This window comes from Neobacillus sp. BP17 (genome assembly GCF_059579525.1).
This window is the reverse complement of record NZ_CM184198.1, coordinates 5,676,284-5,701,650: the sequence shown is the minus strand read 5'-3', so window position 1 is coordinate 5,701,650 and position 25,367 is coordinate 5,676,284. Positions and strand designations below refer to the sequence as shown.

Annotated in this window: 26 protein-coding genes and 1 pseudogene; 15 read left to right on the top strand and 12 right to left on the bottom strand. The window is 38.8% G+C overall.

The window, feature by feature from the left end; translation table 11 throughout:
* The first annotated feature begins 144 nt into the window (after positions 1 to 144).
* From AC4QJR_RS27850 to AC4QJR_RS27840, 3 genes are all read left to right on the top strand, one after another.
* Positions 145 to 768: an EcsC family protein gene (locus AC4QJR_RS27850; protein WP_496524924.1), complete on the top strand. Its 624-nt coding sequence runs from the start codon at positions 145 to 147 to the stop codon at positions 766 to 768.
* An 86-nt stretch (positions 769 to 854) separates the two neighbouring features.
* Positions 855 to 1,040: a hypothetical protein gene (locus AC4QJR_RS27845; RefSeq protein ID WP_496524923.1), complete on the top strand. Its 186-nt coding sequence runs from the start codon at positions 855 to 857 to the stop codon at positions 1,038 to 1,040.
* Between the two features lie 42 nt (positions 1,041 to 1,082).
* Positions 1,083 to 1,910 (top strand): hypothetical protein, encoded by an 828-nt coding sequence (locus tag AC4QJR_RS27840; protein WP_496524922.1) that lies wholly within the window; start codon positions 1,083 to 1,085, stop codon positions 1,908 to 1,910.
* A gap of 246 nt (positions 1,911 to 2,156) precedes the next feature.
* On the opposite strand, the gene AC4QJR_RS27835 is transcribed toward AC4QJR_RS27840, so the two are convergent.
* Entirely contained in the window at positions 2,157 to 2,432 is a 276-nt protein-coding gene (locus tag AC4QJR_RS27835; protein WP_496524921.1) for a hypothetical protein, read from the bottom strand.
* Positions 2,433 to 2,495: 63 nt separating this feature from the next.
* Here AC4QJR_RS27835 and istA point away from each other — a divergent pair, with 63 nt between their 5' ends.
* A complete protein-coding gene (istA, locus tag AC4QJR_RS27830) occupies positions 2,496 to 4,025 on the top strand; it encodes an IS21 family transposase (protein ID WP_496524313.1) in 1,530 nt (509 codons plus the stop codon).
* Positions 4,022 to 4,780 carry an IS21-like element helper ATPase IstB gene (gene istB / locus AC4QJR_RS27825; RefSeq protein ID WP_496524312.1) on the top strand — a complete coding sequence of 253 codons (759 nt, stop codon included), beginning with the start codon at positions 4,022 to 4,024 and terminating at the stop codon, positions 4,778 to 4,780. Before istA ends, istB begins: the two co-directional genes overlap by 4 nt.
* 159 nt (positions 4,781 to 4,939) lie before the next feature.
* Here istB and AC4QJR_RS27820 read toward each other — a convergent pair.
* Positions 4,940 to 5,284, bottom strand: a pseudogene (locus AC4QJR_RS27820) (FCD domain-containing protein); the annotation flags it as partial.
* 1,204 nt (positions 5,285 to 6,488) lie between these two features.
* Between AC4QJR_RS27820 and AC4QJR_RS27815 the strand changes: the two are divergent.
* From AC4QJR_RS27815 to AC4QJR_RS27780, 8 genes are all read left to right on the top strand, one after another.
* The gene (locus AC4QJR_RS27815) at positions 6,489 to 7,802 is read left to right on the top strand and encodes an MFS transporter (protein ID WP_098576972.1); all 1,314 of its coding nucleotides are present in this window, start codon (positions 6,489 to 6,491) and stop codon (positions 7,800 to 7,802) included.
* A 259-nt stretch (positions 7,803 to 8,061) separates the two neighbouring features.
* A complete protein-coding gene (locus tag AC4QJR_RS27810; protein ID WP_251459688.1) occupies positions 8,062 to 9,261 on the top strand; it encodes a CaiB/BaiF CoA transferase family protein in 1,200 nt (399 codons plus the stop codon).
* An 18-nt stretch (positions 9,262 to 9,279) separates the two neighbouring features.
* Positions 9,280 to 10,554, top strand: a complete 1,275-nt coding sequence (locus tag AC4QJR_RS27805) for a 3-isopropylmalate dehydratase large subunit (RefSeq protein ID WP_496524920.1) — start codon at positions 9,280 to 9,282, stop codon at positions 10,552 to 10,554.
* The gene (locus AC4QJR_RS27800) at positions 10,555 to 11,052 is read left to right on the top strand and encodes a LeuD/DmdB family oxidoreductase small subunit (RefSeq protein WP_496524919.1); all 498 of its coding nucleotides are present in this window, start codon (positions 10,555 to 10,557) and stop codon (positions 11,050 to 11,052) included.
* 27 nt (positions 11,053 to 11,079) lie between these two features.
* Complete coding sequence (locus AC4QJR_RS27795; protein ID WP_496524918.1) at positions 11,080 to 11,967, top strand: hydroxymethylglutaryl-CoA lyase; 888 nt, start codon at positions 11,080 to 11,082, stop codon at positions 11,965 to 11,967.
* 39 nt (positions 11,968 to 12,006) lie between these two features.
* Entirely contained in the window at positions 12,007 to 12,762 is a 756-nt protein-coding gene (locus tag AC4QJR_RS27790) for a maleate cis-trans isomerase family protein (protein WP_496524917.1), read from the top strand.
* Positions 12,763 to 12,837: 75 nt separating this feature from the next.
* Positions 12,838 to 13,929 (top strand): tartrate dehydrogenase, encoded by a 1,092-nt coding sequence (locus AC4QJR_RS27785; RefSeq protein WP_496524916.1) that lies wholly within the window; start codon positions 12,838 to 12,840, stop codon positions 13,927 to 13,929.
* Between the two features lie 208 nt (positions 13,930 to 14,137).
* Entirely contained in the window at positions 14,138 to 14,791 is a 654-nt protein-coding gene (locus AC4QJR_RS27780; protein ID WP_098576953.1) for a GntR family transcriptional regulator, read from the top strand.
* A 760-nt stretch (positions 14,792 to 15,551) separates the two neighbouring features.
* Here AC4QJR_RS27780 and AC4QJR_RS27775 read toward each other — a convergent pair.
* Complete coding sequence (locus AC4QJR_RS27775; RefSeq protein WP_251459685.1) at positions 15,552 to 16,307, bottom strand: MBL fold metallo-hydrolase; 756 nt, start codon at positions 16,305 to 16,307, stop codon at positions 15,552 to 15,554.
* A 156-nt stretch (positions 16,308 to 16,463) separates the two neighbouring features.
* Here AC4QJR_RS27775 and AC4QJR_RS27770 point away from each other — a divergent pair, with 156 nt between their 5' ends.
* On the top strand, positions 16,464 to 16,880 hold the full coding sequence (locus AC4QJR_RS27770) for an Lrp/AsnC family transcriptional regulator (RefSeq protein WP_251459684.1): 417 nt from the start codon (positions 16,464 to 16,466) through the stop codon (positions 16,878 to 16,880).
* Positions 16,881 to 17,118: 238 nt separating this feature from the next.
* On the opposite strand, the gene AC4QJR_RS27765 is transcribed toward AC4QJR_RS27770, so the two are convergent.
* From AC4QJR_RS27765 to AC4QJR_RS27755, 3 genes are all read right to left on the bottom strand, one after another.
* Entirely contained in the window at positions 17,119 to 17,598 is a 480-nt protein-coding gene (locus AC4QJR_RS27765) for a PAS domain-containing protein (protein ID WP_098571637.1), read from the bottom strand.
* A gap of 270 nt (positions 17,599 to 17,868) precedes the next feature.
* Positions 17,869 to 18,486 carry an NAD(P)-dependent oxidoreductase gene (locus AC4QJR_RS27760; protein ID WP_496524915.1) on the bottom strand — a complete coding sequence of 206 codons (618 nt, stop codon included), beginning with the start codon at positions 18,484 to 18,486 and terminating at the stop codon, positions 17,869 to 17,871.
* A 126-nt stretch (positions 18,487 to 18,612) separates the two neighbouring features.
* Positions 18,613 to 19,059 carry a hypothetical protein gene (locus tag AC4QJR_RS27755; protein ID WP_251459680.1) on the bottom strand — a complete coding sequence of 149 codons (447 nt, stop codon included), beginning with the start codon at positions 19,057 to 19,059 and terminating at the stop codon, positions 18,613 to 18,615.
* On the opposite strand from AC4QJR_RS27755, the gene AC4QJR_RS27750 reads away from it, so the two are divergent.
* Positions 19,034 to 19,273 (top strand): TetR-like C-terminal domain-containing protein, encoded by a 240-nt coding sequence (locus tag AC4QJR_RS27750; RefSeq protein WP_251459678.1) that lies wholly within the window; start codon positions 19,034 to 19,036, stop codon positions 19,271 to 19,273. The genes AC4QJR_RS27755 and AC4QJR_RS27750 overlap by 26 nt on opposite strands.
* Positions 19,274 to 19,382: 109 nt before the next feature.
* Here the strand turns inward: AC4QJR_RS27750 and AC4QJR_RS27745 are convergent, their stop codons facing one another.
* From AC4QJR_RS27745 to AC4QJR_RS27720, 6 genes are all read right to left on the bottom strand, one after another.
* A complete protein-coding gene (locus AC4QJR_RS27745; RefSeq protein WP_496524914.1) occupies positions 19,383 to 19,694 on the bottom strand; it encodes a heme oxygenase in 312 nt (103 codons plus the stop codon).
* Positions 19,691 to 20,410, bottom strand: a complete 720-nt coding sequence (locus AC4QJR_RS27740; protein WP_496524913.1) for an ABC transporter ATP-binding protein — start codon at positions 20,408 to 20,410, stop codon at positions 19,691 to 19,693. The genes AC4QJR_RS27745 and AC4QJR_RS27740 overlap by 4 nt, the downstream gene beginning before the upstream one ends.
* Positions 20,410 to 21,531 carry an ABC transporter permease gene (locus tag AC4QJR_RS27735; RefSeq protein ID WP_496524912.1) on the bottom strand — a complete coding sequence of 374 codons (1,122 nt, stop codon included), beginning with the start codon at positions 21,529 to 21,531 and terminating at the stop codon, positions 20,410 to 20,412. The genes AC4QJR_RS27740 and AC4QJR_RS27735 overlap by 1 nt, the downstream gene beginning before the upstream one ends.
* Before the next feature lie 196 nt (positions 21,532 to 21,727).
* Positions 21,728 to 22,249 (bottom strand): PadR family transcriptional regulator, encoded by a 522-nt coding sequence (locus AC4QJR_RS27730; protein ID WP_496524911.1) that lies wholly within the window; start codon positions 22,247 to 22,249, stop codon positions 21,728 to 21,730.
* A gap of 133 nt (positions 22,250 to 22,382) precedes the next feature.
* Complete coding sequence (locus AC4QJR_RS27725; RefSeq protein WP_496524910.1) at positions 22,383 to 23,792, bottom strand: FMN-binding glutamate synthase family protein; 1,410 nt, start codon at positions 23,790 to 23,792, stop codon at positions 22,383 to 22,385.
* Positions 23,793 to 23,794: 2 nt separating this feature from the next.
* Positions 23,795 to 25,207 carry an FMN-binding glutamate synthase family protein gene (locus AC4QJR_RS27720; protein WP_496524909.1) on the bottom strand — a complete coding sequence of 471 codons (1,413 nt, stop codon included), beginning with the start codon at positions 25,205 to 25,207 and terminating at the stop codon, positions 23,795 to 23,797.
* Between the last annotated feature and the right edge of the window lie 160 nt (positions 25,208 to 25,367).

Below are 25,367 nucleotides of genomic sequence, written 5' to 3'. Positions count from 1 at the left end.
TTACAAATTTACTAGTAAATTTGTAATAATGTACTGGATTAATATGTTAAAAATATTGGATTATTTTACTTTTATGATAGAATAATAGTGTAAATTGTCCTATTATTCAAAAGATATACTAATTTCAACTTAGGGGAGATTATTTTGTCAACCAGTAGTTTAACTGAAAGTAAAATGACACAAGTATTAGATTGGGCATATGAAAAAGCAGTTAATGGGTTACCAGGAACAGATACTGCGGCAGAGTTAGCAGAAAGCTATTTAAGCAAGAATTCATCCGTTGAGAAAGCTATAGATAGTTTAATTCGTTGGCAAAATGCTAAAGGAGCAACAAGTGGTTTTCTAACTGGATTAGGTGGACTAATTACATTACCAGTAGCTATTCCAGCAAATGTTGCTTCTGTTATGTACGTGCAAATTAGAATGATTGCTACGATAGCTCATATGAGAGGTTATGATTTAAAAGATGACCAAGTTAAAACGTTCGTATTTTTATGTTTAACAGGACAAGCTGCTACAGATATTCTAAAACAAGCTGGTTTAAAATTTGGCACATCTCTTGCTAAAGAAGCCATAAAAAAAATACCTGGAGAAGTAATTAAAGCAATAAATAAAGCAGTTGGATTTAGACTTGTAACGAAATTCGGTCAAAAGGGAATTGTTAATTTGGGAAAAGCAGTACCTCTAGTTGGTGGAGTAATTGGAGGAGCTGTTGATGGGATAGGAACTAATACTATTGGAAAGACAGCTAAGAAGGTATTTGTTTAAGCGCTAATAGTATAGGTGGCAAAGGAGAACTTAAGGTTCTCCTTGTTTATTAATTTTAGGATAAATTCAAAGGAAGGAGAGATAAAATGAAGGGTAATTATGAATTTAATAAGGAGTTGGAAAAATTATTTTCAATTTATGAAACTGAATTAAAAGAGGCAAAAAAGAAAGGGTTTTTGACAGAAAGTACAGCTAGAACTTATTTACTCCATTCCAGTAACTTCATCAAATGGTGTAGAGATGATTTCCAACCAGGCGGGAGAAATAGGTAACTTTCTACGAAGGGGGTAGAATTTAATCAAAGGGAGGAAGCTATGGAAAACCAATTAAAACCTTTATCTGAAAGAATATATAATTGCATTGATTGTGTTTTTCCAAGTGGAGAGCAAAAAGTATTCTATGATTCTGTTGAAGATAAATCAAAAATCAAGGTAATGTTATTGTTTCAGAACCCTGGGGGAAAAGTAGATAGGGAATGGAATGATGGCAGATTTTCTAATACGGAAGTATGGACAAAATATAATCGAGATGGATTTGAAACATGGCCAAGTAAATACTACTTATATTTTAGAGAACTATGTATTAACTTAAAAAAAAGAGGCCTAATAACCCAATTTCCTAAGAAGCTTGGTACAGATATTATGAAAGAAATATACGTTACGGATGCTGTTAAATGTAAAGCAGATGTGAAGAATGAGTTGGAAAGATTCAAGGATTCAAACGGATATAATAGTATAAGCATTTGTAGTTACAATTTTTTTAAAGAGGAAATTATAAATTTAGATAATTTGCAGCTCATCATTTCTTGCGGCAATTGGGCAAATACCGCTCTTCAAGGATTGGTTGAATGTAATGGTTATAAATGGGCTCCAGTAAAAAATGGTCCATTCGTTAGAACCTTAATAGATAGTTATGATTTAAAGCCATATCAAGAACATTTAAATCATGATTATTCTCATGGGAGAATTTATGATTTTGATTATGTTGTAAATGGGAGTATAAGAAGAAAAATGAAAAATATTCATTTTAATCATCCTAGTTGGTTTTATAATGAAGGCCCTTTGAGAAATAAACATGGAGAAAGAGAAAAGTTAATAATTAAATCGATGCAATGGTGTTTTAATAAAAAGTTTTTAACCTAAAACCTCATTTAGATGCGTTGCGTTGAACCTTATCATAAGTAAATGAGGTTTTTGGTAAATTGGCAAAAAATAATCCAAGGATTCTATACCATTTCTTCTTTTTCCAACAGGGTTGGGTCATCGACAATCGCCCTCGATGACCTTTTCTTGTTTTTTAATTGGTGCGAGAACTGTCACTGTGGTTTTTCTAAAGAAACAAGTTTGCATTAAATCGATCTTTTCGGTATGGGTCATAAAAACCATCTGTTAGCCACCGAGACCTGTTGCCAGTAAGAACCACGCAACAGTTGAAGCTACACTTCCAATATCAACATTAAAGGAATGTGCGAGAGATAGAATAACAAATGAAAAAATTCCGGCATCCATTGCGTCAAACGTCCAACTTGCCCATGTACCAAACAAAGTTAAGTATTCGGATTTATGATTCGAACTTGGTTTTAGAAGCGGGTGTTTTTGATAATCTAGATTTGAGCCACATATATACGATTTGATCACATAAAAAATGAGCCACATGATTTCCAATTCTATTAACCTCTCTTATGATAGTTAGTGACCAAACTTACTACATTTGAGAGGACGAAAAGGATGATCGAAATGGCTCAATTTCATAATATCAAATTCTTAAAAGAGGTTGAAGGTTTATCGCAAAGACAAATAGCGACAAAACTTGGAATATCCCGTAACACGGTAAGCAAATACCTAAAAAACAATACAGCACCGACCACAGTCTTAAGAAAAACCGTCTATGCAACTAAGGAATACTCTTCAGAAACAAAACGGGTCATTCCAATCATTGACCAATGGTTGGAAGAAGATCAAAAGAACTGGAGAAAACAAAAGCATACCGCTATAAAAATCTTTAAGAGATTACAAGATGAATATGATTTTAAAGGCTCTGCCTCTAACATTCGTAAAATCGTAGCCAAACGCAGACAACAAATTCAGGAAGCCTTCATTCCTCTGGATTTTCAACTCGGCCACCAATTCCAATTCGACTGGGGAGAGGCGGATATTATACTACAGGGTCGAAAACAACGTATTTTCCTCTTCTGCGTTCAGCTCTCCGCAAGCCGAATGAGGTATGTAAGAGCGTATCTTCATGAAAAACAGGAAGCATTTCTGGATGGCTTTGTCCATGCGTTTGAATTCATAGGAGGTGTCCCTACAGAGGGTCTCCTGGATAATCTAAAAACAGCTGTAATAAAAATACTCCAAGGAAGAGATCGGCTAGAACAAGAATCTTTCATTGGGCTCCAAGCACATTACGTGTTTAAAGCAGAATTCTGTAATCCTGCAAGTGGTAACGAAAAAGGGCGTGTCGAAGGTACAGTAGGATACATAAGAAGAAATGCCTTGGTACCTTTACCAGAAGTTCTTTCTGTAAAGGAACTGAATGACTATCTCTTGGATTGGTGTTTAAAAGAGGCCGGAAGGACACTCGTCCCAAATAAATCAGAAACTGTCTTGGAAATGTGGGAGAAGGAAAAGGAATATCTTCATCCTCTTCCTGAGAACCGATTTGAAGCTTGTAAGCTTTTATCATGCAAGGTTAATAAAACTTCCCTTATTACAGTGGAAACCAATCGTTATTCTGTACCCTGCAACTATGTAGGGCAATCTGTATGGGCAAAAATTTTTGTCGACCGTGTAATCGTAGTGGCTCAAAACCAAGTGATCGCAGAACACAGTCGGTCTTATGAACGCAACCAGATGATTACTGTTCTTGATCATTATTTGGAAGTATTACTTAAAAAACCACGGGCAATCCGAGACGCACACGCATTCCATTCAAACGAGATCCCTGATGTATTCAAGAGATTCCATTTGAAAATGCGAGAGCAGGAAGGATCTGTAGGTGATAGAAAGTTCATTCGACTTCTCCTCCTCCATCGTGATATTGGTATGGACAATTTAACGAAAGCCTTATCGGAAGCAGAGAAAACGCAAGTTTTTCGCTATGAGAAGGTCCATGAAATCATACAAAGGCTTACAAACCAGCACATACCAATCAGTACTCTTCCTACGGATAAAACACCTGTCAATCTCCTTGATTACAAGGTGAACAAGTCCAATATAGAACAGTATGGTCAATTGACAGGAGGTACAAGGAAATGACAACTGAACTACTTTTAGATCACTTAACTAAACAACTACGGATTCCGACTATCGCAGCACAATATCGTTCCCTCGCAAGAGAGGCTGAGGATCGTAACTTAAGCTATGAGGAATTTCTATTGGCTTTACTAGAAGCTGAATCAGAGTCTAGAGAAGATAACCAAAGGCAAAGAAGGCTTAAACAAGCAGCCTTTCCTGTTCATAAAGCACTAGATAGCTATGATTTTAGTTTGATGCCAAGTCTGAATAGGAATCGTTTTTTGACTCTATCAAAGGGAGATTTTGTAGAAAAGAAGGAAAACATAATATTTTTAGGTAACAGTGGGACTGGAAAGTCGCATCTGGCTACGGGGCTCGGCATTGAAATGATTAAAAATGGCTATAAAGTTAAGTTTGTTTCGGCTGCAGAATTAGTAGAAGAACTTCTCCTGGCTCATGAAGAACATAAGCTAGGTGCACTAGAAAAAAGGTGGCTCAAATTTGATTTGATCATTATTGACGAGCTTGGATACGTACCGTTCACAAAAATAGGATCTGAGCTCTTATTCCAATTCTTTGCCGGTCGGTACGAACGGGCAAGCGTCATGATAACTACGAACCTAGAATTTACAGAATGGACCTCTATATTCGGAGATGAAAAGATGACCGCTGCTCTTCTAGATCGGCTAACCCACAGGGCTCATATCCTCCTCCTAAACGGAGAATCATATCGATTTAGACAAAGTATGAAACAAAGGGAAGAGGCCGACCAGTAGGCTGGCGTGCGAGGAGTTTAGGGTATCTTGCCCCTCGGGGCAAGATACCCTAAACTCCCACTTCTCTATCAAATATGGAAATAACTCAGAATGAAGTGGCTCACTTTTAAAGTGATCGCTCTGGCTCAAATTAATATTGACAAATACAGCGGGCTTTGACTAGTTGCTGCATTTTGCATAACAATTCCCCCTAAATTTATTCTTACTTTCAAAATCTAAAGTAACTTCTAGCCTGATAAGCTCAACTGCGTTAGATGAAAGCGCCTTCATTTTCGAGCGGGCTAGGTCCCTTTTGAACAATGTCTTATACTTTTCAACATCAGTCTGAATATGACGCTTCATCTCTATTTCTGCATTGGTTTCATTTCCAGCAAGAATCATCTGGTAAATTTGCTCATGTTCTTCAATGAAGTTGTCTTCTCGAAAATATGCTTTATGACCATTATTCCGTATGAAGAAAACCTTGGACCTGATAGTTGAAAGCACATTAATAAGTTCATTATTTTTTGATGCAGTATAATTTTGTCATGAAATTCGGTATTCATTTGAGATACAAGCTCTCTATCACCAATAATTGCCTCTTTGGTTTTATATAGAATCAAAGCGAGTTCCTCAATCAGCTTTTGCAATTTGCTTGGCAGCCAGCTTGGCAGCTAAGTATTCCATGGTTTCACGACATTGGTATAATTCAATCAAGTTTTGGAAACTCGGTTTAAATACCATCAATCGGCTGTCCTTTTGGATCAACAGACCTTCTTGAGAGAGAATTCGTACTGCCTCCCTAATTGATCCGCGGCTTACTCCAATTTGTTCTGCAAGTTTACTTTCCTTTAGCCATTCCCCTTGTTAAAGCCTCCTTCTAAAATTAATTTTTTAATAATATTGTAAGCCTGAACATGTAAATTTTCTTGCTTTATAATTTTCAAATACGACACCTCCTCGGTATAAAGCAGCAGTGCATAATTCATTACGTAAATAGTTGTTAACATAAAACTGTATACTGTTTACTGTTGACAGTATACTATCGAACTAATCATATTACTCTGAATATTAAGGGTCAATATTTTCTTTAATATTTTTTACGATCAGCTGGTGCCTGTCACGCACCGAGATTTGTCGAAGGACAATCGCCTGGCACCACAAAAAGACAAACTATTTAATCTGTTAGTTCGGATAGGACAGAATGTGAATATCTGCTACTCATTGTAAATGAATAGTTTCGAAGAGGAAATCTAATATCTTAAAAAATTTAGAAAGTACTCTATTTTTATTATGATGACTGTTGACCGTCGACAAAAAATGTATTATATTAAATTCAGTTAATTGAAATCGGTTTCAAATTGATTTTATAGAAAGGAGTCGTTTTGGGGTTATAATAGAACAAAATCCTGGATGCAACAAACGAAGCTAGGGGGTAAAAGGAGATTTGAAACAAAGAGTTTAATTGAACATTGATTTCGATGAGAGAGTACTTGATGCTTCCAACAATAGTCAACGAATCTCCTTAACTGGCATAATTAGCAGCGGGAAAGTTACTTACCTAAGGAATTGCGGATTTAAGGGGAATGTTCGAAAAGTAATTCTTATAAAAGAACCTCAACTATCTTTGATGCTTTAGCAGGAAAAAGGCAGAAAGAGAAACGCACAATCATATTGAAAATGATTTACAAACACTCAAATCATTATTCAACACAGGGGGCAACATTTTATGGCAAAACCTTTACTGGCACAGTCCAATTCACAACCGGCTATTCAGCCACAAAAACCGCAGGGTGCATATAAAACATTATTTGGATCCTGGCTGGGATGGCTTTTTGATGCACTTGACGCAGGTATTTTTGGATTTGTTATTTTGGCAATTTCCGCATCATTTAAAGTAGATATTAGTGCTGTCGTTGGTACTGTTGCCTGGTTCCTTTTAGCGACAGGGATTGGCGGATACTTCCTGGGTAATATCTCTGACCATATTGGAAGAAAGAAAACGCTTTTGATTTCGGTTTTGGCTTACGGAATTGGAACATTCCTTTGTGGTTTAGCTGATAGCGTTGTACAGTTAAATATTTATCGTTTTATCGTTGGTATTGCTGTCGGTGGACTTTGGTCCGCAGCTGCAGCGCTGATTTCGGAGGTTTGGGCACCTGAGAAACGTGCAAAGGCAATCTCCTTCATGCAAACGGGCTGGGCAGGTGGAAACCTTTTAGCCGCCATTTTCGCTTGGTCCATTTTAAATCCAACAGATCCTGAATCATGGAGAAATCTTTTCATGATTGCCAGTTTTCCGGCCTTTGCTACGGTATTGTATATTGCTTTCTTTGTAAAAGAATCTCCAGTTTGGATTGCAAACCGCGACTTTATCAAGAACAATGCAAATAAAGCCAGTCTCGGAACAATTTTTAAACCTGAATTCTTAAAAATTACTTTACTTGCACTTGCTGTTTCTGTTCTTGGAATGTTGGGATATTGGATTATTTTCACATTTGTCCCTACATATCTTCAAAAAGTGCTGGGTATTCGTATCGATATGGCTCCTGTTTTCCTGATTTGGACTGGTGTCGGGGCAATGATTGGGTATATTGTATACGGTTACATGGCTGATAAAATCGGCCGCAGGAAATCGTTTATGTTCTTTTTCCTGGGAATGACAGTAATCGTGCCAGTCTTCACGTATGTATCAAGCCACATGCCGTTAACTGATGGAAAGTTGATTTTAACTGGTTCAAACGTTATGATTCTGGGATTTATCTCAGCATTGCTTGGTTTCTTTACAGGCTACTTCAGCGGCTTTGGGGCTTGGTATTCTGAGTTATTCCCAACAAGTATTCGCTCAACCGCAGCAGGCTTCTGTTTTAACTTTGGACGAGTGGGAGCTATTGCGGGAATTGTGATTATTCCTAAGCTCCTTGCGGGGGGACTCTCCTATCCGGTTGTTATTACAACCGCAGCACTTTCTTACTTTGCCGCTGCCTTCCTTGTTTTGGCTATACCGGAAACAAAAGGTGTACAGCTGACAAGCGGAAATTAATAAAATTTGCAGTTGACAATACTTCTCTTCCTGAGCGAAAATGTACGAGGAGAAGTATTGTAAATTTAACCTCTTAAATGAGCTTAAAGATCTGCCTGTGGCAGTCAAAAAATCGGATGCACTGACATTTGTTGTGGGAATGTATCCGAAATTTTATTATCGTCGACGGTCGACAGTCAACGATGTACAACGGAAATTTGTTATGAAAGATGCTTTTGCATCTCTAATTTAAATACAACGAGTTTAGGAGATGACTGTGATGGGAAGAAGAGCACTTGAAGGATTAAAAGTGTTGGAAATGGGTCAGTTGATTGCGGGGCCATTTGCTTCTCGTTTATTAGCCGAGTTCGGCGCAGATGTAGTCAAGGTGGAGGCACCGGCAAAAGGAGATCCAATCCGTACATGGCGTGTCGTTGAAAACGGCACAAGCCTATGGTGGTATGTCCAATCCAGAAATAAAAAATCCATTACAATTGATCTTAGACAAGAGGAAGGGCAAGCACTTATTCGCAGCTTAGTAAAAGAGATTGATATTTTAATAGAAAACTTCCGTCCCGGAACAATGGAAAAATGGGGCCTGAGCTACGAGGAGTTAAAGGAAATTAATCCACGATTAATTATGATCCGGGTTTCCGGATATGGCCAGGATGGACCATATCGTGATAATCCGGGATTTGGTTCCATTGGGGAAGCGATGGGTGGACTCCGCTACATAACAGGTTATCCTGACCGCCCGCCAACCCGTGTTGGAATAAGTATTGGAGATTCATTATCTGCCCTTTACGCTGTAATCGGAGCATTAATGGCTGTTTATCACCGCGATGTAAATAGAACTAATGAAGGACAGGTGATTGATGTTGCCCTTTATGAATCTGTTTTCAGTTTAATGGAAAGTACCATTCCAGAATTTGATCGTGCAGGAGTCATTAGAGAAAGAACAGGAAGTACATTGCCTGGAATTACTCCATCCAACACCTATAAGTGTGCAGATGGAAAGTATGTGGTAATCGGCGCCAATGGTGATGCAATTTTTAAAAGATTGATGAATGCTTTGGGACGCGAAGATATTGCGGAAGATCCACGCTACGAAAATAATGCCAAGCGTTCGGAGCACGCGGAATACCTTGATGGAATTATTGAAGATTGGACAAAGTCCTTGCCATTTGAGGAAGTTTTCAAATTCCTGGATAACGCGAAGGTGCCGGCCGGATCAATTTACTCTGTTGAGGATATTTTGAATGACCCACACTACCAAGCTCGGCAAATGATTCAGGAAGTAGCCGTTGAGGGCCTGGGAAAATTAAAAATGCCAGGGATTGTTCCAAAAATGAGTGCTACCCCTGGGGAAATCGAATGGGCGGGTCCTAAGCTTGGGCAGCATACGGAGGATGTATTGAGAGGGAAACTCGGCTTAACAAAGGAGCAGATTCAAGGTCTAAAAGACAACGGGATTATTTAAAGAAAGGGCTGAATTGGGATGGGGATGACGATAGCTGAAAAAATACTTGCCAAAGCTTCTGGTCAGTCTGGTGTTAAGGCGGGGGATATTGTATGGGCACAGGTTGATATTGCCCTTATGCATGATTTATTGGGACCATGGCTCGTAGACGGCGGATTTAAGCGTTTGGGTGGAAAATTGCATGATAAAGAAAAGGTAGTCGTTGTATCCGATCATTGCACACCGCCGGCAACCGTCCAGCAGGCAAATATTTTAAAATACACCCGTGATTGGGCTCGGGAGCATGATCTTTCGTATTATTATGAGTTCGAAGGGCCATGTCATCAAGTTATTGCAGGACACGGACATGTCCGTCCCGGCAGAGTGATTTTAGGTACGGATTCCCATACTTGCATGGCTGGAGGTCTTGGAGCATTTGCAACTGGGATTGGTTCAACCGAAATGATCGGAGTTTTATTAACCGGGGAAACATGGTTAAAAGTTCCTGAAACCATCAAGATTGTATGGGACGGTGAGCTGCCTGAAGGTGTCTATGCCAAAGATATGGTTTTAAAAACAATAAAGGACCTTGGCCATGCGGGTGCTACCTATCAGGCTATTGAGTTTTCAGGTACCGCTATTCGAAATCTTTCCATTGATGAGCGTCTTGTATTATCCAATATGGCAGTGGAAGCTGGTGCAAAAGCAGGTTTAATTGAACCGGATGAAAAAGTGATCGAATACCTGAAATTAAAAGGTGTAACGGATGATATTGAACTGATTGCAAGTGACGAAGATGCGGAATATGTTCGTACGATCCATTACAATGCGTCAGAGTTGGAGCCGCAAGTTGCTTGCCCTCATGAAGTGGATAATGTTCATCCTATTAGTGCGGTTGAAGGAATTAAGGTTGACCAAGTCTATCTTGGTTCATGCACAAATGGAAGATTAAGTGATTTAAGAATTGCTGCTCAAATATTAAAAGGAAAAAAAATCGCTAAAGGGATCCGCTGTTTGGTTGTGCCGGCATCCCAATATATTTGGTCGCAGGCAAGCAAAGAGGGACTGTTGAATATTTTTTCCGAAGCGGGTTGTGTGGTTAATATGCCTTCATGTGGTGCATGTGGTGGATTTACCAGTGGTGTTATTGGAGATGGTGAAGTCGTCATGTCATCATCGAATCGAAACTTCAGGGGAAGAATGGGCAGTCCAAAAGGCGAGGTTTACCTGGGCTCTCCTGCATCCGTTGCAGCAACAGCGCTGGAGGGAAAAATAACAGATCCAAAAAAATATTTATTGAAGGGAGTCATGTAAATGTCTTTCATCATCAGAGGACGTGTATGGAAGTATGGTGACAATATTAACACAGACATCATCTCTCCTGGACAATATATGAGCCTGTCGGTCGAAAAGCAGGCTGAGCATGCCATGGAAGCGATCGACCCGACTTTCCATGAAAAGGTTCAGCCAGGTGATATTATAGTAGCGGGAAATAACTTTGGTTCCGGATCAAGCCGTGAAACCGCGCAAATGGTGTTAAAGCACCATCAGATCGGGGCCATTGTCGCGAACTCCTTTGCACGGATTTTTTACCGCAACTCCATTAATGTAGGTCTGCCTGTAGTGGAGATGTCCGATACCTCCATCATTCAGGAGGGTGACGAAATTGAGATTGATTTGCTTGCTGGCAAAATTATTAATTATACGCAGCAAGCTGAATATAAAGGAACAAAGCTGCCTGAGCATTTAATTGGGATGGTAAAGATTGGTGGATTGGAACCCTATTTAGCAAAGAAACTGGGAATCTCTTAATTTTTTAAATAAAGGAGGGCTATAAAAGTGAATCTTCCCAACAAAGTTGAAATAATCGAAGTAGGGCCAAGGGATGGAATTCAAAACGAATCCACTTTTATCTCTACTGAAAATAAGATTGAACTGATCAATGCCTTGAATAAAACAGGGATTAAAAGAATGGAAGCCACTTCTTTTGTTCATCCGAAATATGTTCCGCAAATGAAGGATGCAAAGGAAGTACTTGAGGGGATCGACCGGGACCCTTCCATTCAATATATGGCCTTGATTCCGAATGAAAAAGGCTGCGACCGGGCTATTGAAAGTGGAATCAAAGCACTTTCACTTGTGGTAGGCGCCAGTGACAGCTTTAATTTAAAAAATGTAAAAATGACGAGAGAACAGTCAATCCAAAGTTTTGAGACTGTAATCAAAAAGGCAAAAGAACAAGATATCTTTATTCGATATAATATCGCCACCTCTTTTTGGTGTCCATTTGAAGGAAAAGTAGATTCAGATTTGGTCCTTGATCTTGTGGAAAAGGCAGAGAACCTCGGGGTGGATGAAATTGTTCTCTGTGATACGATTGGTCGAGCAAATCCGGCGCAGGTTTTTGATTTATTTGAAAAAGTTATGTCTTTACAAATAACAGCAATGATTACGGCTCATTTCCATGATACATATGGCATGGCCTTATCCAATGTAGTTGCTGCATTGCAAACGGGAGTAACCCGCTTTGACGCTTCAATCGGCGGTCTTGGGGGCTGTCCATTTGCACCTGGTGCAGCTGGAAATTCGTCGACTGAGGATATTGTTTTTATGCTTCATGAAATGGGAATTGAAACCGGAATTAATCTAAAACAGCTTCTGGCTTGTGTCGAAATGGTCAAGCCGTTAACCAATCGGAATTTAACAGGTCATCTTCATAAGGTTTAGGGATGCAAACTTTAATTTAACTACTAGGGGGAAACAACAATGTCAACAAATTATCGTGTAGGTTTAATCGTACCAAGTTCAAATACAACAATGGAAACTGAAATTCCAGCCATGCTTCAAGCAAGACAGCAGCTAAACCCTGAAGAAACATTTACTTTCCATTCTTCAAGAATGCGGATGATGCATGTGAACCCTGAAGAATTGAAAAAGATGGATGTGGATAGTGTACGTTGTGCCGTAGAGCTATCCGATGCTCGTTGTGATGTACTTGCTTACGCATGTTTAATTGCGATCATGTGTCAGGGCCCGGGCTACCACCAAATTTCAGAACAAAAGCTTGGTAATGCAACGAACGAAAATGGAGCACGTACTCCAATTGTCAGCAGCGCAGGGGCTCTTATTGAAGGAATCCAAACAATAGGTGCAAAGAAGGTTTCCATTATTACGCCATACATGAAGCCTTTAACCAATATGGTGATTGAGTATTTGAATACAGCTGGCATTGAAGTCATTGATTCTATCAGTCTTGAAGTTCCGGATAACTTAGAGGTAGGAAGATTGAATCCAATGAACCTTATTGAGCATGCTGACCGCCTCAACATTGAAGGAGCAGATGCGGTTGTATTATCGGCATGTGTTCAAATGCCTTCACTTCCTGCCATTCAAAAGGTACAGGACCGCCTGGGGCTTCCAGTTCTATCGGCTGCCACTTCGACTGTTTATAAAATTTTGAAGGGATTAAACTTAAAAACAGAGGTGCCTAATGCTGGTCACTTACTGTCCGGTAAGTTTTAAGTCCAAGAATCGATCTGAAAAAAGGCGGCATAATCGAAGCCGCCTTTTTAATCTAAAAGATTAGGAGAATACACCATGAAAAAAAAGTATAGAATCGCGGTAATCGCTGGAGATGGCATTGGCCCGGAGGTTTTAACGGAAGGAATCAAGGTCCTGAACAAAGTGGCAGAATTAGATGGAGGCTTTGAGTTTGAATTTACCCATTTTCCATGGGGATGTGGATATTATAACCAGTATGGGAAAATGATGGATGAGGACGGACTCGAGCAGTTAAAAGACTTTGATGCCATATACTTGGGAGCCGTCGGTTATCCTGGTGTACCGGACCATATCTCGTTATGGGATCTTTTATTAAAAATTCGCAAAGGCTTCGATCAGTATGTGAATCTTCGTCCAATTAAGCTGTTGAATGGTGCGCCTTGCCCACTCAAGGATGTTTCCCGTGATCAGATCGACATGCTGGTTATCAGGGAAAACAGCGAAGGTGAATATGCAGGTGCAGGTGATTGGCTTTTTAAAGGGAAGCCCCATGAAGTGGTGTTGCAAACAGGTATTTTTTCCAGAAACGGTGTGGAGAGAATCATCCGTTATGCCTATGAAGAAGCGCGAAAGCAAGGCAAATCACTTACCAGTATCAGCAAAGGGAATGCGCTGAATTACTCCATGGTTTTTTGGGATCAGGTATTTGAAGAAGTTGGAGAAGAATATCCGGATGTTAAAACCTATTCTTACTTAGTGGACGCAGCGGCTATGTTTTTTGTTAAACAGCCATGGCGTTTTGAAATTGTGGTTACTTCCAATTTATTCGGGGATATTATTACCGACTTGGGAGCTGCTATTGCCGGAGGTCTAGGCCTGGCTGCCGGGGCAAATATTAATCCAACTTTGGAGTTTCCATCGATGTTTGAGCCCATTCACGGATCTGCACCTGATATTGCCGGAAAAAATATTGCAAATCCTTTGGCATCTATTTGGTCTGCAAGCCAAATACTGGATTTCTTTGGCCATGATGATTGGGGGAAAGAGGTTCTTAACTCGATTGAACAGGTTATGACAGAAGGCAAAGTCCTTACCCCCGATATGGGCGGTAATTCAACAACACAGGATGTAGGACAAGCAGTTGCAGGAAGTTTACGAAATCCGCAAGCTTTGAAGATCAACGAATAGAAGGGAATATCCGAACACTTTTTTGGGATAAGGGAAATGATAAATTCTTAACCGGTTTTCGGAACAGGGAGTATCGAATGGCACTCCCTTTCGTTATTTTTAATGTTTAAAACGACCGTTTAAAAGTCGGTTGACTGTCTACATTGACTATGATACATTAAACTCAATTCGGGGATAAATTACGATAAGCTGGGAGGTGTGTGATACGATGATGCAGGTAATAAAAAGTGATCCGCTTCATCTCCAACTATATGCTGCTATTAAAAAGCGTTTGGTGCAAGGGGAATATGAACCAGGTGAGCGGATAGTGGAAACCAGGTTGGCAGAGAGCTTCCAAATCAGCCGTGCTCCAGTAAGGGAAGCGATTCGAATGCTGATACAAGATGGTTTATTAGAGCAAAGAGGAAAGAGTATCCGGGTTTATCAGCCAAACTATCAAGAAATTTTGAACTTGTTTCTCTGCAGACAAAATTTAGAGTCTTTAGCAGCACGTTTAGCCGCAGAGAGAGCAAGCGAAGAACAGAAAGAAGCTTTATTAGAAACCATTCGTCTTACACGCGATGCTTGGGCTAAACAAGATGAGGATGCTGTATTTGAGTTGAATACCAGGTTCCATCATATTATTGCCAAAGCTGCTGTAAATGATCCTTTGTTACATTTAATCAATACGATAGACGCAAAAGTGATGTATGCCAGAAATGTCATTTTTAAAGATTTAATTCAAAATATCCGTTTTATTGATCAGCATGAAAGCATTGTCAGGGCCATTATTCAACAGAATCCAAATCTGGCCGAAGCAGAAATGAAAAATCATCTGCAACATGATATCGAAGTGTATAAAAAAGCACATCCTCATATTTAAAAGAAAACCACGTCAGCGAATAATGGAAAAATAGGCCATGTACACTTTTTTATAAAAGGCTCTGTTGTAACTGAATGTTGATTTCACTGTATTTGTGAAAAATAAACAGTAAAATTCCGTTTAAATTGGGAAATATCCATATTTACTTAAAAATAAAGGAAGTTTTTCCGTTTATATTACCAATCTTTGGATTTTATCTTATTTAGAGTAGTTAATCGGAATATCTACGCGTATTCCTGCTTCTTAAGATTCCTCTTTATACATTAGCCGGAAATTCTCCGCCTATGAATTCTCATACCAACACGAAAATCAACAATGAATAATAACAGGACTTCTTATTTAAATGACGTGTCTTTTAAAGCATACTTTTTGTTATCTAACCTCATTCTGATGCATTACAGGGAACCTTATCATAAGTAAATGAGGTTTTTTGTTTTTTAAATTTTTGGTTGTTATTAAGATAAAGTTTCAACGTTATGGATAGCCTTTTGTAACAATAGAGGTGTTATCCTTAATTGAGTTACTAATGATTGTTAAAATAAGCGGAGGTTTTCCGGTTAAATGCAAAATAGAGCTCGTTCTTGAGCAAAATAAGCGGAAACTTTCCGGCTAAGCAAATCAAAATGACCGATTTTCACGTTTTTTGAGTCAATAAGCGGAATTTCTCCGTCTATTTTAGCCACTTTTAGCGCTATTTCATAATTAAGAGGAATTTCTCCGCTTATTTTTTAAACCATGCTGATTCCCTCATCTTTTACTATCAATTCCCTATTATTTCCCCATTTTCAGGTACTAAAATTTTATCCTCTAAGTGGTTCTGTCGTATATAGTCCCTTACCTCTTCTCGCTTTAATAAGCAATGATTCCAAGATTCCATATGGGAAATGATTAGACGAGTATGAGGTGATGCTTTTGTTATTTTTTCAATATCGGCAAGTCCCATTGTGATTGGCTGTCCTTCCAAGAAACGGGCTTCTCCCGCAAAAACAATTGCGGAATGAGGAGAAAAATGTTTAAAGTAGTGTTCAATATCCGAATTCCATACACTGTCTCCAATAATATATAAAGTTGGCTCATCCTTTGCCCTTAAAATAAATCCAGAAACGGGCCCCATTGCATCCGCAAGTTGATCATGGCCGTGTCTTCCTTCTGTTCGAATTAGCTCAATCCCCTGCCAAATCAATTCCTTACTTATTGCTATTGTCTGTTCAAATCCTTTTTCTTTCATTAATAGCTCATCTGCCGGCTGACAAAATAACGGTAAATTCTTAGGTAAATATGAAATAGCCCGGTCATCCAAATGATCACGGTGCGAGTGTGTAACAATAATAGCATCAATATCTACTAGTCTCTCGAGGTCAACTGGCAGTGAAGATAAAGGGTTGTTTAGATGCTGGTTAGGGGCATTAGGAACAGGTGCAAGTGTTCCTTGCTCGCTAAACATAGGGTCTAAAAGGAATTTTAGACCTTTATATGAAATAAGATGTGTTGCATGGCGTATTAATTGAATTTGCATAGATTTTTCCTCCTCGTAAGTTTGTTCTCTAAATTATTGTATTCCTTCCACAATCTTACTAACAGTATTTGGTGAAAGGGATAACTGAACTTTTATTTCAGCATGAAAAAGATTTAGCTATAATAAAATTGGGAATAAATACTCTTTTGAGGGGGAATGGGTATGGATGAAATCGACCTTCAAATTCTCAAATTATTAAAAGAAAACTCTCGTAGACAATGGAAGGAAATTGGAGAGTTGATACATATGACAGGCCAGGCGGTAGGCAATAGAATTCGCAGGATGGAAGAGGAAAGAATTATTGAGCAGTACACCATTTCAGTTAATGAATTAAAGATTGGAAAGAGTATTCAGGCATTTATAATGGTCTTTTTAAAATCCAACCGTCATCTTGAATTTCAAAATTACCTAAAGGAAAATTCAGATATAACAGAAGTCCACCGTATAAGTGGTGAAGGCTGCTATATGATTAAAGCAAGCATTTCAGATCAAGTGGCTTTAAATAAAACACTGGATGATATACTCAAATATGCTAACTACAGAATTAATATTTCTATTGGAAAAATAAAATAAAAGACGAATAGAGGAGTCTTTAATTCGCTCTGTATTTAAACAGTGGTTTAGGCCTATAGGTAAAAAACTGCCCCTTAAACAGGTGTGATGAACGGTATTAAATTGAGGAAAAAGTTGGAGGGGAATAATTGTTCTATTGTTTTACATAGGTAACACCCAATACTTCTATCATAAAGAAAAACACATTGAATGGGGGATTCAATGTGTTTTTCAACAGCTTCTTAAATGAAAAAGTTTTTTACTCAGGCTTAACAGCTATAAATTCTTCAATAGTTTCAGGGGTGTTTTTCCCTTCTTTTCCTTGGAAAAGGTCGATATTAACGGTCACATCCATACAGCCAAGGTATGTTCCATCTTTATCACGTACCGCCATAAATTTTTGGTAAATTTGGCCCTTTTCTTCACCAGAGCGTTTTGGAAACCAAAATTCCCATTCGTCGCGTGCTCCTGAGCGAAAATCATTCAACAATTTTTCAACGTGATGATCCACTTTTGGGTGAAGCTCAAGCACAGGGCGACCAATTGCTTCTTTACGACGACCATGGACACGGTTTGGATTATTTGAATACCAGCGGAAAATATCGTTAGCATCGCAAAAACCCATTTCAAATGGTAAAAGGTTGATAATTGAATCCAGAGTGCTTGCTTTAATTGCACCAGTTTCAAAATTAATAACAGCTTCAGGACTAATTAATTCAGACAATTTATTTTCAGACATATAAAACCCTCCTATATACAATCTCCGTTTATGAGAAGAATAAAATAGTACAAATATTAGCGAGGGCAAGATCGGCTACTTCTAGGTGATTATTATCTAACCCCATTAATAATGATAGCATTATTAATGAGAGACAAATGTGATTTATTACACAGTGCCTGTCAACAACTGCAATTGTTCAATTAATTGACGATAATTAGATATTATAGGTTTCTTTGTGGGAACTTCGGACAAGGAATTGATTAGCAAACAACTAGTTGAAGCTACACTTTATTTTGCAATACCGATAGATGAGTTTTCGTATTGTTTATCGCTTAGTGCTTTCACAATAAAGTGTGCTACATCAGCGCGTGGAATCGTTCTTGCTTTATCTGGTACGCCCGTTTCTGATTCCCTGTACTTTCCTGTTAGGGCATCATTCGTTAATCCCATTGGTCTAACGATTGTGAAATTCAATCCATGTGTTTTGATATAATCAACGGCATTGCGATGATCCGCCAGAGGATTTTTTAACATTTTCATAACTATTTTCCCGCTAATCCCTGGAATTTCTTTGTTAATTCCTGCAGAAGCTGTATAGACGATTCGTTTGATATTATGTGCCTGCATTCCAGCTACAATATTTTTCGTCATCTCTTCAAGCTCTGTTGATTTTTTCATCGCTTGATTTGAGCCTAAACATGACACGACGGCATCATGTCCTGCAATCGCTGCAGCGACTTCTTCTTTATTGAAGGCATCTCCCTGCACAATATATAGCTGCTCATGTGCCAAATCTATCTTTGACGGGGTGCGTACAAATGCAGTTACCTCAATCCCCTTTTCTAACGCTTGCTTCACGACATATTGGCCCACTCCGCCAGTTGCACCAAATACAATAATTTTCATAACGCTCCTCCTTTTTTCTACTTACAGTAAAACATCCACAAGGGGAAATTCTCTTTAGACCGTTACTCTTTATCTAACCAAAAGGTTACTTTGCAACTAAGGCAAAATAACCCTTTGTTTTTTTATTTAGCTTTCCTGCCCACGTACTGGTTTGAAAGTAGATAGCAGGTAAATAATTAAGCCTGCAATACCAATTCCTAAAATCGTGTTGAATGAACCACCAGTATAAAAGCCGCTGCCGAAGTAGAAAATCTCCCGTAACCCTTCAGATGCAAAGCGAAGGGGGACCCATGGACGAATAAAGTTTACGAAGAAGCTTGGAAGCATTTCTTGCGGTGTCATAAGAACACCCATACCTAATAGCATCACCACCATGAATAACGTAATGGCTGGTTTACCAATCCACGCTGTAATGGCTGATACCAATAAGAAGAAACAGAATGCAGCGAACGATACGAAGAATGCCACTAGTAAATAACTTGGCATATTAATCCCAGCTAGTGAAGCAAGTGTTGCAACAGTAAAGCCTGAGAATAGTGCAATAATAATGCCGAATAATACTTGGCCGCCCATTAGAGATGCATTTACAGAAAAGGTGCGTGTTAATTTAGAGAAAAATGAGAACTTCGATGGAAAGTTAAAAGCCCCAATGGAATACTTTTTGTCCTTTATTACGTCTGCTTTTTTGGGATTAATTGAACAATGGATTCAAAATGGTTTAGATAAAACTCCTCAAGAAATGACCAGCCTATATATTGAAATTATTTCCTTTATTCAAAAGAGATAAAGTCGTAGAGGCTAAACAAGATATCTTTATAATAATCTTGTTTAGCCTGCTGATTTTATTTAGAGTTCAAGGTATTTGACCAAAAAGTTACAAAAAATATGGTCAGTATTTATTCTAAAGTGGAGGCAACCTCAGAGATAATGATGTCACTTCCCAAGATAGGTGAATCTTCTACAGCGTTAGAGGGACTTTTATGGGCTTCTTTGAAGGCATCGCTATTTTTCCATTGGGTAAAGTCTTCCATCGTGTTCCAATACATATTTACATTCAGCTCATCATATTCTGAAAGATTTTTAGTAATTAATACTTCGACTTTGACAAAACCCGGCATGGTTTGTAAGGCTCCTGGTCTTGTGAACATTGGAGCCATTTTTGCAGCAAAACCTAATTTTGTTTTAATTCTGTTTGTTACGATGATCATTTTTTATTCCTCCTATTTATCATTTGCAACTTTTTTTGAAATTCGGACGGCATCAGTTTACCATCTTCCATTCGATACACTTTGTCACAGTATTCCAACATTCGTTCGTCATGAGTTACCATAATGGCGGCCTTATTTCTAGATTTGACCTCTCTTGAGATAAGCTGCACGACCTCATGGGCTCGTTGTGTATCAAGACTTGCTGTTGGTTCATCTGCCAAGATAATCGAAGGATCATTCATAAAGGCACGAGCAATAGCCGTTCGCTGACGTTCTCCACCGGATAAATGTTCTGGAAATTTCTTGATTTTCAATTCTAACCCCAGATGTTGAAGTAACTCTTTGGCATTTTCTTTATCTTTATTTGTCACTTTACCCGCCATTTTTTTTACAACCAGTAATTGGTCGAGAACATTTAAGTAGGGCACAAGATTGCTAGTTTGTAAGATGAATCCTATTTCTTCTAGGCGTACTTTTGATAAATCTTTCGCTTTTAAATCCCCGATTACTTTTCCATTTAGGGTTACCTCTCCTTCAGAGGCTTGCAGTAAGGCCCCTGCGATAGAGAGAAACGTACTTTTCCCAGAGCCTGAGGGACCAACGACGGCAATAAATTCTCCTTGGCTGACGGAAAGGGAAACATCACTAAGTGCAACCACTTGATTTTCCCCTTGCTGATAAACCTTAGATACATGATTAAACGTTATTCCTGACATTACTCTATCCTCCCAATCGCTTGAAGTGGGTCTATTTTTGTAATTTTACGGATGGAAATCAATGAACTTAATATGGATATCACGAGCAATAAAATAGCATAAATGACAACAAGCTTAATATCTAGTGTAAACGGCATTCCCTCTGGGAGAATGAGTGCGGTTCCATAGCTTAAGAGTATTCCAACAACGATACTAGTAAGTGAAAGTAAAAATACTTGTGATACGATCGCTTTCCCTAAGAATCCATTACTTGCACCAATTGCTTTTAAAATGCCAAATTGATTGGACTTCTGCAAGGTAAGTACATAAAAGAAGACAGCTAGTACAAAGGCAGAGATGGCTAAAAGGAAAGCAAGCATCATCATAATTGTCCCGTTTTCCTCTTTGTATCCAGGCATGCCTTGGATGGCGTCAGCCTTTGTGACGATTTCCGTATTATCGAAAACATCATTTAATTTCTGCGGATCAATATTTTCTCCCTGAAGCATAATCCCATTTACTGGATTCTTAATGCCATTATCAGCACCAGGTGCTGCAAATTGAATCGAGCGCCATTTATCTAGTGTGGTAAAAATAGCAGGTAAATGATTATACGTTTCATTTTCTACGAATCCGATAATTTCCATTTCCTCTAATGACCCTTCGATGGTGAGCGTATCCCCAATTTTAAATCCTTTGTCCTTTAGGGTGTCGTTAGCGATAACCCCTAGGGATTTATCCTTATTAAGAGGATTTCCTTCAATTATAGTTGGTTCTAAAAAACTCCCAGGAGTGATGCCTAGTATCGTAATATCTACTTTTTCACTTTCATTGGAAGGAGTTGTTTTTAAAACGGTAGCCATTGTGGCCCCCATCGGCGCTGCTGATGTAACATGATCTTGCTTTTCTAGTTCGTCCACAAGGGATTCAGGTATTAGTGAACGGCTCATAGAGGATCTGGAACCTTCTTCAAAAGTAACGTAGTCAGCTTTCATATTTTTAAATGTGGCAGCACTAAGTGTGGATAGTCCGTTTCCTAGACCCGAAAGAATAAAGACTAGCCAAGCGATAAGGACAGTAATGATTCCAATCATAAGAAAACGAAATTTTCCATGTTTTAATTCCTTTAAAGCAAGAAACAATGTAAGTCCTCCTTTAGATATATATGATTAGTCATATATGACTAATTTAATAGCATTATATTATTATATCGGTGATTAGTCAACTGTGACTAATAGGTCTGAAAGGAACCAATAAGTTGATTGATCATGCATATATAGGAAAAGGAAACCCCATAACAAGGTTTCCTTGGATGTAGCATTACTTATAGAGGGAGAATTATTCCAAATGAAGGGCAAGCTTTTCTAACGACTTTTCAAGAAAGGCAACCTCTGCTTCTAACATTGCCATTTTGTGTTCTACCGCAAGATTGACTCCCGATCTTTCTCCATGAGATGGGGTTTGTTTGATGAGTTCTAATAACTTCCAATTCTTGTTTAATCGTTCTTCCAACGCAGGTATTGTTTTTTCTAAAGGGAGAAAATCAATAAACATTAACCCGATATCTCCTTGATAATTCACACTTTCGGCTGAAGATAAATTTTGCACTAATAATTCATAAAAATATTTCTTGCCATTTTCATTAATGGAGTACACCTTTCGGGTCGGCCTGTTTCCTTCTTGCTCCAACTGAATGTCAATATATCCGTTATGACTGAGTTTATCTAAAGTGGCGTAAGCAGTAGGTTTCTTCATATCTGTAACTGCACTTAAGTTTCTCTCTATAAATTCATTGATTTGGTATCCATGTTGACTTTGGCTCATGAGCAATCCAAGCAAAATAAGCGAGCGTTGTTCCATTGAGATACCCCTTTCTGCTGTCATCTCTTGGAATATATTTTCTCGTATATTTTATTTATAGTCAATTGAGTGCTTACCAAAACTGTCCTCTTGAAAAAACCGATTTGCGCCTAGTCGTATTTCTCGTCTATTGCTAAAGTTGTTTGTCTTCCCATGGTCTAAAGGAGAACGGAATTCCAACCATTTTAGCTGTTAATTCATCATAGGATACTAAATCTTTTTTGGATAACTCTTTTAAGGATCGTTTTCCTATTGCTCTTAATGCCATTTTCATTTCTTCTACACTCGCGGTTAAGAATTTTTCCGCTGTTTTTTCCCCTTCTTCGGTTTTAAATTGATCCCTGAATTTGCCATCATACCATATAGCTTGTGTAGGAGGTTCAAATGGGAGGGCATTCAATACTTGATCATGAGCAAGAGCAAACAACATGGCAGAGCCTAAATATACAGCGTCAGCTCCGAGTGCAAGCACTTTTAAGAAATGACCGGGTACTAAAAGTCCTCCTGAAACGATTAAACTAATCTTTCCCTTCATTTTTCTTTTTTCTAGATGATTCACAGCTCTAACTACCGCATGTAAGGTCGGGATTCCAAAGTCATCAAATAATATAGGCGGTGCCCCGTGCATGGCTGCTTGGCCGCCGTCAATGGCTATAAAATCAATTCCCATTAAGATTAAATGATCAATGTCTTCTTCAATTTTTCCACCTGCGCCAATTTTGACCCCTATCGGAACACCGCCTGATCTTACACGAAGCTCCTCCACAAGTAGCTTTATGTCTATTAACGTTTGATTTTCATAAAAGTTTTCATAAATGACCGCTTCTTCATTTTCCTTAAGTCCCATTACTTTACGGGCACGACCTGTTAAATTCTGCGGAGCGATTTTCTTCCCCATTCCCGCTATTGCACCTTGGCCTAATTTAATTTCTATCATGTCTGCCCGGTTAAATAAATGTTCCTCTTTTGCCCAGTCTGTTTTAGAAAATTGTAAAATATACTTTCCGGCAGCGTCTAATTCTTCGGGTAAGATTCCACCTTGCCCTGAATTGATCGCCGTTCCGGTCTTTTTAGCTGCCTTTGCTAAAGACAACCTTGCCTGTTCAGTAAGTGAAACCCCGTAACCCATGCCACTAATCATAAGCGGAATTTTTATATCCATTGGCTTTTTTGCCTTTGGACCAATGGTAACAGATATATCTACATCTTCCTCACCATCAACCGGAAATGGTGATGTCTGTGCAGGGATAAACGTAATAGGATCCAAATTTGGCCATTTTTTAGAAGAGCCGCCAAGAGGACGATCCAGGACAGTCCCTGTTTCTGCCCGCAGGCTATTTTCTATCATATTTTGAACGCCCATATGCCGGAGACCTGGCATCAACTCCATCACATTTTCTTGATAACTGTCGGATAAAATAATTTTTCCGGCCTTTTTCACCATGAGTTTCATGATCCAGCGCCAGCAGATGAGCATGAATATCAACACGACAAATAAAAGAGTAACCATTGTAAAAGTCAGATAAAATAATAGGTTCGGCATAGTCATTTCTCCAATTGTTTGTCTTCCCATGGTTCAAAGGAAAATGGAATTCCAGCCATTTTGGCAGTCAATTCATCGTAAGAAACCAAATCCCTTCTCGATAACTCTTTTAAAGAGCGTTTTCCCATTGCCCTTAATGCCATTTTTATTTCCTCAATACTTGCTGTTAGAAATTTCTCCGCCGATTTTACTCCTTCTTCAATCTTAAATTGATCCTTGAATTTCCCTTGATTCCAAACCACTTGTGTAGGTGGTTCAAACGGAAGTGCCTTTAATGATTGAGGGTGCGAGACGGTAAACAACATAGCTGATCCTACATAGACTGCATCGGCTCCGAGGGCGAGCACTTTTAAAAAATGGCCGGGTACTAGCAGCCCGCCAGAGGCAATTAAACTAATTTTCCCCTTCATGCCTCGCTTTTCTAAATGATTAGCAGCCCTGACAATTGCATGAAGTGTTGGAATTCCGACGTCATCAGCTAAAATAGGAGCGGCGCCGAGTGTTGCTGCTTGTCCTCCATCAACCGCAATATAGTCAACACCAATGTAGATTAAATGATCAATATCTTCTTCAATTTTTCCGCCGGCCCCTATTTTTGCCCCAATGGGAACACCACCTGTAATGCTCCGAAGCTCATCAGCAAGTTCCTTCAAATCATCCAGCGTTTGGTCTTCAACAAAATTATCATAAATGACGGCATCTTCATTTTCCTTTAACCCCATCAATTCACGGGCACGACCCGTTAAATTTTTCGGAGATATTTTCCCGCCTGTCCCCAATAGTGCCCCTTGTCCCAGCTTAATCTCAATCATATCGGCCCGCTTAAGTAGATCTTCTTCCTTTGCCCAGTTTGTTTTGGAGAACTGTAAAACATATTTTCCGCCTATATTTATTTCCTCAGGCAGGACGGCCCCTTCACCGGAATTAATGGCGGTTCCAACATTATTCGCAGCATTAGCTAAGGAGAGTCTCACCTCTTCACTAAGTGCGATTCCATAGGCCATTCCGCTAATCATTAACGGGATTTTTATTTTCATTGGTTTTTTAGCCTGTGGCCCAATGGTTACTTGCACATCTACATCATCTTCACCGTCAATTGGAAATGGTGATGTTTGGGCTGGGATAAAAGTAATTGGATCTAAATGCGGCCATTTTTTTGAGGATCCCATCGGGCGATGGAGAATATCTCCTGTTTCTGCCCGCAGACTATTTTCAAGCATATTTTGAATGCCCATATGTCTGAGTCCCGGCATCAACTCCATCACATTTTCTTGATAACTGTCAGATAAAATAATTTTTCCCATATGCTTCACCATCAGCTTCATGAACCAACGCCATCCAAAAAGCATGAATATAAAGGTGATAAAAATAATCGCTACCATTCCAAAAGTTAAGTAATAAAGGATAATCTCCATAGTTATTGCTCCATATTCCACAAAAGTTAATAATAAAACCAATTATTCTTAGTATAGTCAAAAAAAGGAAAATATTATAAATCAAGATAGTATTTTTAAAATCGTATGAAATTATCAAATTACTCCAAACTATATACATATAAAAACAGGGGGATTATTG